Origin of the sequence: Phyllobacterium phragmitis, from assembly GCF_002980495.1 — a bacterium.
Classification (GTDB): domain Bacteria; phylum Pseudomonadota; class Alphaproteobacteria; order Rhizobiales; family Rhizobiaceae; genus Paramesorhizobium; species Paramesorhizobium phragmitis.
This window is the reverse complement of record NZ_PVBR01000002.1, coordinates 256514-268825: the sequence shown is the minus strand read 5'-3', so window position 1 is coordinate 268825 and position 12312 is coordinate 256514. Positions and strand designations below refer to the sequence as shown.

The 12312-nt window shown below is 61.0% G+C and carries 13 protein-coding genes; 4 read left to right on the top strand and 9 right to left on the bottom strand.

Translation table 11 applies throughout. The annotated features are described in order from the left end of the window. Window positions 1–134: 134 nt before the first annotated feature. The gene (locus C5748_RS03445; RefSeq protein ID WP_105740661.1) at window positions 135–1646 is read left to right on the top strand and encodes a helicase HerA domain-containing protein; all 1512 of its coding nucleotides are present in this window, start codon (window positions 135–137) and stop codon (window positions 1644–1646) included. 188 nt (window positions 1647–1834) lie between these two features. On the opposite strand, the gene C5748_RS03440 is transcribed toward C5748_RS03445, so the two are convergent. From C5748_RS03440 to lgt, 6 genes are all read right to left on the bottom strand, one after another. After that, complete coding sequence (locus C5748_RS03440; protein WP_105740527.1) at window positions 1835–2767, bottom strand: ribose-phosphate pyrophosphokinase; 933 nt, start codon at window positions 2765–2767, stop codon at window positions 1835–1837. Between the two features lie 223 nt (window positions 2768–2990). Beyond that, window positions 2991–3563 carry a hypothetical protein gene (locus tag C5748_RS03435; protein ID WP_105740526.1) on the bottom strand — a complete coding sequence of 191 codons (573 nt, stop codon included), beginning with the start codon at window positions 3561–3563 and terminating at the stop codon, window positions 2991–2993. A gap of 82 nt (window positions 3564–3645) precedes the next feature. Continuing rightward, a complete protein-coding gene (locus tag C5748_RS03430; RefSeq protein ID WP_105740525.1) occupies window positions 3646–4797 on the bottom strand; it encodes a M24 family metallopeptidase in 1152 nt (383 codons plus the stop codon). Between the two features lie 4 nt (window positions 4798–4801). After that, window positions 4802–5593 carry a peptidoglycan editing factor PgeF gene (pgeF, locus tag C5748_RS03425; RefSeq protein ID WP_105740524.1) on the bottom strand — a complete coding sequence of 264 codons (792 nt, stop codon included), beginning with the start codon at window positions 5591–5593 and terminating at the stop codon, window positions 4802–4804. A gap of 77 nt (window positions 5594–5670) precedes the next feature. After that, a complete protein-coding gene (locus C5748_RS03420; RefSeq protein WP_105740660.1) occupies window positions 5671–6771 on the bottom strand; it encodes a class I SAM-dependent methyltransferase in 1101 nt (366 codons plus the stop codon). A 10-nt stretch (window positions 6772–6781) separates the two neighbouring features. Next, complete coding sequence (lgt, locus tag C5748_RS03415) at window positions 6782–7630, bottom strand: prolipoprotein diacylglyceryl transferase (protein ID WP_105740523.1); 849 nt, start codon at window positions 7628–7630, stop codon at window positions 6782–6784. Between the two features lie 199 nt (window positions 7631–7829). On the opposite strand from lgt, the gene C5748_RS03410 reads away from it, so the two are divergent. The 3 genes from C5748_RS03410 to C5748_RS03400 all read left to right on the top strand — a co-directional run bounded on the left by C5748_RS03410 (window position 7830) and on the right by C5748_RS03400 (window position 9375). Beyond that, complete coding sequence (locus tag C5748_RS03410) at window positions 7830–8150, top strand: accessory factor UbiK family protein (protein ID WP_105740522.1); 321 nt, start codon at window positions 7830–7832, stop codon at window positions 8148–8150. A 341-nt stretch (window positions 8151–8491) separates the two neighbouring features. Continuing rightward, entirely contained in the window at window positions 8492–8992 is a 501-nt protein-coding gene (locus C5748_RS03405) for a type III secretion system chaperone family protein (protein WP_105740521.1), read from the top strand. Window positions 8993–9027: 35 nt separating this feature from the next. Further along, complete coding sequence (locus tag C5748_RS03400; RefSeq protein ID WP_105740520.1) at window positions 9028–9375, top strand: tRNA-binding protein; 348 nt, start codon at window positions 9028–9030, stop codon at window positions 9373–9375. Window positions 9376–9534: 159 nt separating this feature from the next. Here the strand turns inward: C5748_RS03400 and C5748_RS03395 are convergent, their stop codons facing one another. The 3 genes from C5748_RS03395 to C5748_RS03385 all read right to left on the bottom strand — a co-directional run bounded on the left by C5748_RS03395 (window position 9535) and on the right by C5748_RS03385 (window position 12264). Next, window positions 9535–10875: an ATP-binding protein gene (locus tag C5748_RS03395; protein WP_105740519.1), complete on the bottom strand. Its 1341-nt coding sequence runs from the start codon at window positions 10873–10875 to the stop codon at window positions 9535–9537. Window positions 10876–10987: 112 nt separating this feature from the next. Then, the gene (locus tag C5748_RS03390) at window positions 10988–11713 is read right to left on the bottom strand and encodes a response regulator (protein WP_105740659.1); all 726 of its coding nucleotides are present in this window, start codon (window positions 11711–11713) and stop codon (window positions 10988–10990) included. Window positions 11714–11742: 29 nt separating this feature from the next. Next, a complete protein-coding gene (locus C5748_RS03385) occupies window positions 11743–12264 on the bottom strand; it encodes a MarR family winged helix-turn-helix transcriptional regulator (protein ID WP_105740518.1) in 522 nt (173 codons plus the stop codon). Window positions 12265–12312 lie beyond the last annotated feature (48 nt).

The window sequence follows — 12312 nt, the reverse complement described above, 5'->3', positions numbered from 1 at the left end:
GGTACTTGTTGTGGGTTTCGCGACAAGACAGGCGCGCTGGCGGGTTTGGAGTGCTAAAGGGATGGCGGGCTTGCGTCGGCACTGTTTTGGTCCGCGCCGCCGCCATCGATTCGAACAGCAATTCAGGAGGCAGGATGAAGGTCGGCATCGACATGGGAGCCACGTCCGGCGGGACCGCGGCCATGCTCGATCTGGAGGAATTGCTCGCGACGCGCCTGCTGGTGCAGGGCAATTCGGGTTCGGGAAAGTCGCATCTTCTTCGCCGCCTGCTCGAACAGAGCGCCCCCTGGGTGCAGCAATGCATCATCGATCCGGAAGGCGATTTCGTCACGCTTGCAGATAGCTTTGGCCATGTCGTGGTCGATGCCGCGCGCACCGAGGCCGAGCTGACGCGGATCGCCGCGCGTATCCGGCAGCATCGCGTTTCGGTCATTCTCAATCTGGAAGGGCTCGATGTCGAACAGCAGATGCGCTGTGCCGCGGCCTTCCTCGGTGGCATGTTCGATGCCGACCGCGATTTCTGGTATCCGATGCTGGTCGTCGTCGACGAGGCGCAGCTTTTCGCTCCCGCCGTTGGCGGCGAGGTGGCTGACGAGGCGCGCAAGCTGTCGCTCGGCGCCATGACCAATCTGATGTGCCGCGGCCGCAAGCGCGGGCTTGCCGGCGTCATCGCCACGCAACGGCTGGCGAAGCTCGCCAAGAACGTGGCGGCCGAGGCCTCGAACTTCCTGATGGGTCGGACATTCCTCGATATCGACATGGCGCGCGCCGCCGATCTACTCGGCATGGAACGGCGGCAGGCGGAGATGTTCCGCGATCTGGCGCGCGGCCATTTCGTGGCGCTCGGGCCGGCGCTGTCACGGCGGCCGCTGCCGATCAAGATCGGCACGGTGGAAACCTCCGCCCGGTCGGGCAGCCCCAAGCTGATGCCGCTGCCGGATGCGCCTGAAGATGCGCGCGAACTCATCTTCACGCCGAGCCCCGGCGAGATACGCCCCATCGCAAGGCGTGCGCCCGTCGCGCCGCCGCCGCGCCCGACCGCCGAGATCCTGGCCCAGCTCACCAAGGCCAAGCCGGAGCCCGAAGCGCCGGTGGAACCACTTTTCCCGGGCATTGCCGATGCCGAGCGCGAGAACCGCATCGATAAGGTGATGCGCGAGATCATCGACGATCCCGAAGCCTCGTTCCGCTCCGTCGCCGTGCTCTATCAGGATTTTCTCGTCCGTTGCCGCATCCACCGCGTATCGGGAGAGCCCCTGGCCTTGCCCGCCTTCCGCCGCAGGCTGGCGCTGGCGCAGACCAATCTTGACGGTGAAACCGCCTCGGGCCAGGCCTGGCAGCAGGCGCTGAACCTTTCGGAAAGCCTGACCGACGATGTGCAGGGTGTGTTCCTGATCGTCGCGCAGGCGGCCGTCACGGGCGCGCCTTGCCCGTCGGATGCGGTGCTGGCGCGTGCCTATGGCACGCACTCGACCAGCCGGGCGCGGCGGCTTTTGACCTATTTCGAGGAGAGGGGGCTTTTGGTGGTTCGCACCGACTTCACGGGAAAACGCGTCGTCGCCTTTCCCGATCTTGGCTGCGAGACGGGACCGGGCGATCCCAATGCGCCTGATGAGGCGTCAGAAGAACGGTCTGCTGCGGAATAAATGTTTCTCCCCTTCCTTCTCCCCTTGTGGGAGAAGGTGCCTGAACGAAGTGAAGGCGGATGAGGGGTGGTGAGTAAGCCGCCTCGATGGCGGCTCGGCGAGCGGGAATGCGCGCATCGACCCCTCATCCGACCTCGCTCACGCTCGGCCACCTTCTCCCACAAGGGGAGAAGGAAGGGGGAACCGCTTCAGTCGAAGAGGCTGGAGACGGACTCTTCGGAAGCTGTGCGCGAGATTGCTTCGCCGATCAGGTCGGCAATCGGCAGGACGCGGATATTATGGGCCGAGGTGATGGCGGCGGTGGGCTGGATGGAATCGGTGATCACCAGTTCCTTCAGCTTGGAAGCGGCGATGCGCGCGACGGCCCCGCCGGAAAGCACGCCATGGGTGATATAGGCGGTAACGCTCTTCGCACCCTTGGCCAGCAGCGCCTCGGCGGCGTTACAGAGTGTGCCGCCGGAATCGACGATATCATCGAATAGCAGGCAATCCTTGCCTGTCACGTCGCCGATGACGTTCATGACTTCCGATTCGCCAGGGCGTTCGCGGCGCTTGTCGACGATGGCGAGTTGCGCGTCGATGCGCTTTGCCAGCGAGCGGGCGCGCACCACACCGCCGACATCAGGCGAAACGACCATGACATTGGAGGTGCTGTAATGCGCCTTCACATCACGTGCGATGACCGGAACCGCATAGAGATTGTCGGTCGGAATATCGAAGAAGCCCTGGATCTGGCCGGCATGGAGATCAAGGGTCAGGACGCGGTTGGCGCCGGCCTCGGTGATGAGATTGGCGACCAGCTTGGCCGAAATCGGCGTGCGGGGGCCGGGCTTGCGGTCCTGCCGGGCATAACCGAAATAGGGCAGGACGGCGGTGATGCGGCGGGCGGAGGAACGTCGGAACGCATCGATCATGATGAGCAGTTCCATCAGATGATCGTTTGCCGGGTAAGACGTGGACTGGAGGACGAACACATCCTCGCCGCGGACATTTTCCTGAATCTCGACGAAAATCTCCTGATCGGCAAAGCGTCTGACACTGGCTTTGCCGAGTGGGATGTTCAGATATTTTGCAACGGATTCAGCCAGCACACGATTGGAGTTGCCCGCGAAAAGTTTCATGCTTCATCTGCCCCTGGCGCTGGTCGAGCCTTATGGATGAGCGGCCTTTTACCGCGACTCTCGCACAATGCAAGCGCGCAATCACGATATGTGGCTAACAATCACTGAAAAATTTTCGGGCTCCAGTAACGGAAACCGAGGTCGTGAGGCGGCATTATCTTCTTGGTTTCAGAGGTTTATGCTGCTTTCCTACTATCGGTCTGGCACGCAACGCCTATGTGGCTCATGCGCGGTTTGCCGCAAGCCAGGCTGCGTATTCCTGCATGGTGCGGGCGGCGATCGCTTCCATCGCCGAGGCGGGAACCACGCTCCAGGGTTCCTGCAGTGCGCTGCCTGCGACCTTTTCCTGGCCCTGGATGCGGTGCAGGCGGTTGCCTGAGGGATCGAGGATGTCCCAGACATAGACGATCGTCGTCTGGGCACCTTCTGGAAGTGCCGAAAAATAGCCCTTCATGACGTAGGCCTGGCCGGTTTCGCTGGCGCCGGCAAGCATCACGCCGCTGGCTTTCGCATCGGCGGCCAACCGGCGCGACAGCGGCGTGACGACGCTGACAGGGGCGCCGACGATGGGGGCGATCTGCAGCTTGTCGAGGCGCAGCGTTCCGGCAGTCTGGGATGCCATGCCTGGTTGGGTCGTCGATGGCTGGTTGGTGGTCAGTCCCGCCGCCTGGCCGGTTGACGCCGCGGCTGCAGCCGTACCACTGGAATTCGGCACGGACAGTGTTGCTTCGGTGCTGTTGCAGCCGGCAAGCGCTCCGACGAACAGCAGAACAATCGAAGTGATCTGTTTTTTCATTTTTCGGCTGCTTGCTCCAGAAGCTGCGGCGATCCCCGCTGATCTCCAACCTATACTATTGCCAACTTATAAGGATTTCGATTCACTTGACAATCAAGTCGAGAGAATGACGGGAAAGCGGCTCGGCCGCGCCGCTTGTGGTCAGATAGGTGCGCCCCAGCGTCATCGCGGTTTCGCTGTCTGAATCCATGATGATCATATGGGCAAAGAGCGTCATGTCAGGCTCGATACGCTCCGGATTGCCGGAATAGAACATCTGCGGGTCCATCCATGACGGCGTGAAGCGTGCGCCGACCGAATAGCCGCAGGCGTTCAGCCTGTGCCGGGTCAAATCATGGGCTTCCATCGCCTTGGCATGGGCATCGAACACATCGCCGAAGGTGCAGGCGGGGGTCATCGCCGCTTCGACGGCTTCGAGCGCCTCGCGGGCGGCGTCATAAAGCTCCATGTGACGCTTGGACGGCTTTCCGGTCAGGATCGTGCGCATCATGGGCGCGTGATAGTGCCTATAGACGCCCGACCATTCGAGCGTCAGCTGATCGTTCTTCGTCAGCTTGCGCCGGCCGGATTTATAGCGGCAAAGCAGGGCGTCAGGGCCCGAGCCGATGATGAATTCATTGGCGGGAAAATCGCCGTCGCCGCGGAAGTTCGCGCTCATCATGTCGGCCAGGATATCGGCTTCACTGGCACCTGCCTTGGTGATCTTCAAAGCAGCGTCGAGCGCATCGTCACTCAAGCCGGCTGCCTTGCGGGCAAAGGCGATTTCCGCCGGGCTCTTGAGAAGCCGCAGCCGGTCGACGAGGCCGGATGCATCCATCAGCTTGCCGAAGGAAGTCAGTTGCTCATCAAGCAGGCGACCGTTGGCAGCGGTCAGCCCATGGGTCTGATATTCGATGCCGATGCGGCAGCCGAGCAGGTCCATCTCGTTGAGGATATTGCGCAGGTCGATCGCCGGATTGGCGTTCTCCCTGTCGGTCCACAGCACGATATTCTCGATATTGGAGGTCTGGCGCGCCTGCCGCAGATCCGCCGAGCGGGTCATGAGCAGCATCGAACCGTCGGCCTTGACGACCAGGCACTGGAAAAAGCAGAAGCCGAACGTGTCGTAGCCGGTCAACCAGTACATGCTCTCCTGCGAAAACAGGAGCAGCGCGTCGAGTTTTTCTTCCGCCATTTTCAGGACCAGGCGGTCGTGGCGTGCGGTATATTCTTCCGGCTCGAAATGAAGGGCCATTAGTCTACTCCACGATGGCTATGGCTGAAATCTGGCGCCCATAATCCGCTTCGTTGCGGTGGGTGGTGCGCCGATAGGAAAAGAATTGCGCTTCGTCGGCATAAGTACATTTCTTGAGCGCATCGGCATTTACGCCTGATGCTTTCAACCTGTCGAGGATGAAGCTCCACAGGTCGAACATTTTATAGTTCTCCTGCCGGGACGGGCTGAAATAATGGGCATAGGAGGCATTCTTCGCAATGAATTCGGCGAAAAATTCCGGGCCGACCTCATAATTCTCCGGTCCGATCGTCGGTCCGAGCACGGCGACGATGCGCGAGCGATCCGCGCCGAGCGCGATCATGGCTTCCACCGTATTCTCGAGGATGCCCCCGATCGCGCCGCGCCAGCCGGCATGCGCCGAACCGATGACACGGGCCTCGATGTCGGCGAAGAGCACCGGTCCGCAATCGGCGCTGAGCGCGCCGAGCGCGATGCCCGGCGTGTTGGTGACCATGGCGTCCGCCTTCGGCCTTTCGCCGTCGAAGCGGCCGGTAACGGTGATGACGTCGGGGGAATGCACCTGATGGACGGTCAGGAGATTCTCCGGCTTCACGCCAAGGCTATGGGCCACCCTGCGGCGATTCTCCGCAACGTTTTTCGGTTCGTCATGGGAGCCGGCGCCGACATTGAGGCCGTGATAAATTCCTTGGGAGACGCCGCCCTGGCGTGTGAAGAAGCCATGCACAATGTATTTGCCGTCTCCGGTTTCGAGCAGCGGCGAGCGTATCGGGGCGGGGCGGTCGATTGTCGGCATCGGCGGGGTTCCTCAAGGCGCGGGATGGTGAGGGAGGGGGGAAGGGAAGTCAATCGCTGCATTTCGGAGGGCGAATTCTACTCCGATTGCCGGTCGAACGGAAAGATGCGGCTCTGGTGATCGCTGACGCAGAGCACCTTGAAGAGCGTCCCCATCTGGTCGGGGCCGGCGAGGCGTTCGACATCATGCCTTATCTGCTCGCGATAGGTTTCATCCTTGTTCGCGCCAAGTTGTCTGGCGCGGTCGAGCAGCCCCATGGCGATCAGGAAATCGCCCTGCGTCATCGTGCCTGTCCGGCAGGCGAGGGCGCGCGCCGTCTCGGCCAGTGCGGCGAAATCCACATGGCTGGTCAGGTCGGCTTGGCCGGGTCTTTCGAACACGCCCTGCGGCTTGTGCTTTGAAACCGCCTGCAGCGTGTCGCCGAAGCCGGCTTCGAGATGACCATAGTCGATGAGAAGGGCGGCCCCCCGGCCGGCGCCGATGCGCTCAGCGATCTGCTGCATCAATGCGGTGCGGACGGGCGCTGCCTCGAAGATCGCGCCGTCGGGTGCCTGCATGTGACCATCGGGCAGAAGTGCGGCATCGATCGAGCCGGCGCCTGCTGTGAAGCCCAGGCCCGTACCCTCATCCGTTGACACTGTTGTGACGAGGCGTTCGACGAAGCGATCATTGATCTTGACGAACTGGCGGATCGGCAGCGCATCGAAAAGCTCATTGGCGACGAGGATCAGCGGCCCTTCGGGGATATCCTCGATGTGTTGATGCCAACTGATAGACGGCGCAGCACCGCTCAATTTTTGCTGCTGGATTTCGGTGAGGCGCGGGCTGGTCTCGACCATGGCGATGCGGACGGAGCGGAGGAAGGCCGGGGCAATTCGTGCCAGGGTGCGCAGCATATCCGCCATCAGCGTGCCGCGTCCGGGGCCGATTTCGCAAAGCACTGCATTCTGCGGCTGGCCGAGCGCAGCCCAAGCGCCGACGCACCAGACGCCGATCAACTCGCCGAACATCTGGCTCACCTCCGGCGCGGTGATGAAATCGCCATCGCGCCCGAAAGGCTCGCGCGTCGTGTAATAGCCTGCCTCGCGGTCGCCGAGGCAGGCCGTCATATATTCGGCGACGCTGATCGGTCCTGCCGCCTCGACCAGCCTGACAAGGCGCTGTTTCAGGGCCGTCATCGCGACATCATCAAGCCAGGGTGCGGCGTGCGGCATTCTTGGCGCGCAGCACCGCCCAAAGGCCGATCAGCACCATCGGCAGGGAAAGCACCATGCCCATGGTCAGCCAGCCACCGAAGAGATAGCCGAGTTGCGGGTCCGGCTCGCGGAAGAATTCCACGATGATCCGGCTGAGGCCGTAGCCGGCGACGAAGATGCCGCTGATATAGCCTGATACCTTGAGCTTGAGGCTCTTATGGATGAGCAGCCACAGAACCGTGAAAAGCACGAGACCTTCCAGCGCCGCCTCATATAATTGGCTGGGATGGCGCGGCAGCGGGCCGCCATTGGGGAAATAGAAGGCCCATGGGACGTCGGTAACACGGCCCCACAGTTCGGAATTGATGAAATTGGCGATGCGCACCAGTCCGAGCCCGACGGGAACGCCCGCCGCGACGGTGTCGAACATGCTCCACACGCCGATGCCGCGCGAGCGGGCAAAGAGGAACATGGCGAGCGTGGTGCCGAGAATGCCGCCGTGAAACGACATGCCGCCATCCCACACCGCAACAATGGCAAGGGGATTGGCGAGATAATAGCTCAAATTATAGAAGAGCACGTAGCCGATGCGGCCGCCAAGGACGACGCCGAGAGCAGCCCAGACCACGAAATCGTCGAGCATATCCGGTTTCATCGGCGGCTGGTCGCCTGCCCAAAGACGCGGGGTTGAGAGAAGGCGCTTGCCGTACCACCAGGCAAAGAGGATGCCGACGACATAGCCGAGACCATACCAATGCACCGCCAGCGGGCCGATCGAGAAGATCACCGGATCGATGTCGGGAAAGGCGAGGGCGGACAGCGGCAGAAGCGGCTCGATCATGGGTCTCTCCGAAAATTGCGCGGACCATGCAAGACGATCCCGCGCCGGTCAAGTATCGTGTCAGGCCATCATGTCAGGCAGCTCTTAGGTGCATGAATTCATCACGATTTCAATCCGGTGCTTGCATCGCATAATATGGAGGCTTATTTCACACACAGCGCCGTGCGACCTTTAGGGCGCTCAATAGAGGTGACTTGCCATGACCAACGGAACGAACCGGGTGCTCGATGAACTCGCCAAACTTGTGACGGATGCGGCCGGAGCGGCTCAGGGCGTCCGGCGCGAAGTGGAAACCGCCATGCGCGCACAGGTCGAGCGAATCCTCAATTCCATGGATGTCGTGCAGCGCGAGGATTTCGAGGCCGTGCGCGAAATGGCCGTGAAGGCACGCACCGAGAACAGTGCACTCATCACGCGGATCGAAGCGCTCGAAGCGCGTCTTGCTAAAATCGAGCGGCAATCCGCGCCCAAATCGACGAAATCGCCTTCTGCTTCGTCAAAATCCAGAGATAATTCCTAAAATTTTATCAACAGGCTCCGGACAGTAAAAACCCTTGTCTTAGAGTCAGTTACAGGTGCCGCGTGAATCTGCGCGACAGGCTCTGTCCACATGCTTTCGCGCCTCTTTTCGAAAAGGGGGTAGCGCTGTGACTCAGCATCAATAGACTGAAAACACTACATGATTCGAAACCGGGTCATGTGGTGACGGCGCGGGGGGTGTTAGCGGGTCAAGTGCCTTACAGGCCGTTCTCCAGTATCAGTATGTGTTTGCGTGTGCTTTCAGGCGGGCGTGTGGTGCGCTCGTCAAGATTTCGAGTATGACCTCTTTGTGAAGGTCTGCTCCAGATACAGGAAATGGTTATGAGCCTTCTTGAGCTTGAAATCGCTCGCGATGCGCATCCCGTGGATGTCATCGAGCAGGTCGCGCATTCAAACGACTGGTCGTTCGAGCGTACAGGCGACGATGAAATTGCCATGTCGGTGGCGGGATTGTGGACAGATTATCACGTTTCCTTCTCGTGGATGGAAGATTTCGAGGCGCTCCATCTGGCCTGCGCGTTCGATATCAAAGTGGTTGAGCCACGCGTCAACGAAGTCATGCGGCTTCTCTCGCTGATCAACGAGCAATTGCTGATGGGACATTTCGACCTCTGGCAGCAAGAAGGCGCGGTCATGTTCCGCCAGTCGCTGCTTCTGGCCGGTGGCGCCGAGCCGACGAGCCGGCAGGTGGAAGTGCTTCTGGCGAGTGCGCTCGATGCCTGCGAATGCTATTTCCAGGCGTTCCAGTTCGTCGTCTGGTCGGGTGTTTCGGCGCGCGAGGCGCTGGATAGCGTCCTGTTCGAAACCGTTGGCCACGCCTGACGCGCGGCCACGTAATCCTTTCGGGATATAGAGGAATGAGCAAGCCTGATACGATCAGCTGGGACGATTTCGAGAAGGTGGATATACGCTGCGGCACGATCATCGAAGCCGCACCCTTCCCGGAAGCGCGCAAGCCGGCCATCAAGCTGAAGATCGATTTCGGTGAGGAGATCGGGATCCGCAAATCCTCGGCCCAGATCACCAAGCACTATACGCTTGAGCAATTGGTCGGCTACCAGGTGCTGGCGGTGGTCAATTTCCCGCCGCGCCAGATCGGCCCGTTCATGTCCGAAGTGCTGACGCTCGGCCTGCCGGACGATGAGGGCGCGGTCGTGCTTGCATCCGTCGATAAGCCGGTGCCGAACGGCGGCAAGCTGTTTTAGAACGTTTATGTGCTTGGCCTTGAGATCATCATACTGTTAACGCGGTGGAGAGGCCGAGGCATGGATTCCTGTGATTGTCACAGGAATCCTCGGCGTTACCGTTGATGCTACGATGAAAATATAGCGTCGTCGGACAGGCTGCGTCAGCTATCCCAAGCCTCAGGCCGGTATTCTCACCATGGCGCGCAGGCCGCCCAGCGGGCTGTCGTGGAGCGTGATGTCGCCGCCGTGGCTGCGGGCGATGTCGCGGGCGATGGCGAGGCCGAGGCCGGTGCCGCCCGCGTCCTGGTTGCGCGCCTCGTCGAGCCTGACGAACGGCTTGAAGACATCCTCGCGTTTTTCAGCGGGAATGCCGCTCCCGTCATCATCGACCGTGACGGTCAGCCCGGCTGCGCTGTGGATTGCCGTCACCTCCACCGTCTGCGCATGGCGGAAGGCGTTGGCGACGAGATTGCTGATCAGGCGGGCGAAAGCGTTGGGGCGGACCTGCACGATGCTGTCGCCTTCTATCCGCGAGGTGAAATCGCGTTGGCGAAGTTTCGCCTCCTCATCCAGCTTGTCGAAAAGGCGGGCGAGATCGAAGGTTCCCTGCTCCTCGGAGGCTTCGCCGCGGGCAAAGGCCAGATAACCCTCCAGCATGGTCTGCATGTCGGCGATATCCTGGTTGAGCGGCTCGGCATCGATCTTGGAGCCGGCAAGCGCCAATTGCAGCTTGAAGCGGGTCAATATGGTGCGCAGATCGTGGCTGACGCCGCTCAACATTGCCGTGCGCTGCTCGATCTGGCGCTCGATGCGTTCGCGCATCTGGATGAAGGCCAGGCCGGCGCGGCGAACCTCCTCGGCGCCGCGCGGGCGAAAGCCCTGCGGCATCGGCTGCCCCTTGCCGAAGCTTTCGGCGGCTTGGGAGAGTTGCTGGATCGGCTTGATCTGATTGCGCAGGAACAGGATGGCGATAGTGAGCAGCACCAGCGCGGTTCCGACCATCCAGATCAGGAAGATCAGCGTGTTGGAGGCATAGGCTTGGCTGCGCCGGGCAAAGACGCGCAGCACCTTGTCTTCGAGCTGGACGCGGATTTCGATCAGATCGGAATCGCCGACGGTATCGATCCAGAATGGCCGGTTGATCTGGCGCGTGATCTCCTCGCTCAGAAAATAATCGAGGATGGAGAAGAACGGCTTGGGACCGGGCGGGGGCAGGGGATCGGGCGGCAGGATGGATATGTTGAGCGCCAGGCGCTGCTGGGCGATGCGGATGATGTTTTCATATCCCGGATCCTGCGGGTAGGTCTCGAGAATGTCGATGATGGCGGAGATATCCCGCACGACCGCCGTCGAGAGGCGCTCGGTGACCATCTGCCAGTGGCGCTCCATGAAGACGAAGGCGATGACCGACTGCAGCAGCACCATGGGCGCGATGATGATGATGAGCGAGCGGGCATAAAGCCGCTTCGGCATCTTGCGCGCCAGCCATCTGGCAAATTGCGTCCAGAGCGATTTCATATGGAGCAATTCATTTTTAGAAATGCTGGCGGGACAGAGGGGGCGCCTCGCGATTCCATCGAAACAGGAACCGCTCCAAAATCCCGGCTAGCCCCAATGGATGCGAAATGTCTCATTCGATACTGAGCTTGTATCCGATGCCGCGCACGGTCTGAAGCCAGATTGGATTTGCCGGGTCCTGCTCGATCTTGCGGCGCAGCCGGTTGATCTGCACGTCGATGGTGCGCTCGCCCACTTCGCCTTCCTGTCCTGTCAGTTCGTGACGCGGTACGGTCTCGCCCGCCCGCTTGGCGAAGATCGCCATGATGTCCTGTTCGCGATCCGTCAGCTTGATGTTTTCGCCCGCCTTCTTCAGCTCCTTGCGCGGAATGAAGAAGGTGTAGGGACCGAAGACCACCTGCTCGATTTTCGGCTGCAGCGGCGGCGCGCCGCGCCGAAGAATATTGTTGATCCGCAGGATCAACTCGCGCGGATCGAAAGGCTTGGGCAGGTAATCGTCCGCGCCCGCTTCCAGACCGTCGATCCTGCTGTCGGTCTCCGAAAGGGCGGTCAGCATCAGGATAGGCACCTCTTTCTGCTCGCGCAGCGATTTCGTCAGCGAAACGCCGCTCTCTCCGGGCATCATGATGTCGACGATCAGCAGGTCGAAATCGATACCTTCCAGCTTGCGCCGTGCCTCCGCCGCATTCGCCGCCACGGTGACGCGGAAGCCGCTGCCGGTGAGATATTGCGACAGAAGGCTGCGGATACGGGTATCATCATCGACAACGAGAAGATGCGGTGCGTCGTCGGTAACCAGTTTTTCTTCGATGACCATGTCGGCATCCTTTGTCTTCATCATCTCGCCACCTGCTTTCTTCACGAATTCTAACCTGCTGCGGGCAAACTGTCGATCTGCACGCGCTGGTCGGGATTGACCATCGCTTTGAGGAAGTGTTCGATCGCCGCGCGGTTGTCGGGGCCGCTTTCCTGCAGCGCCCGGGCGATACGGCGGGACTGTGGCAGGGCGAGGGCAAGCGCCAGCTCGCGCCCCTTTGCGGTGGGATAAAGTTCCCTTTGGCGGCGGTCGCGCGGGCCTGTCACCTGCACGACGTGCTCCGTGTCGATCAGCTGCTTGAGAACGCGGGCAAGGCTCTGCTTGGTGATCTTCAGCACATCCAGGAGTTCGGCGACCGTCATGCCCGGTTTTCGGTTGATGAAATAGAGAACACGATGGTGCGCCCGTCCGAAATCGATCTTTTCCAGGATCAGGTCCGGATCGGCGGTGAAGTCCCGATAGGCAAAGAACAGGAGCTCGATAATGTTGAGATCCGCGGCGTCCTCGTTGGAAAGGGCCTCGGTGATATAGGATGCGTCCCTGGTGCGCTTCACTTTACGGGCTCCGGTCATCTGAAAAGATATGTCAGCTTTATTGACTTAATTTAGGCGCGCTGATAA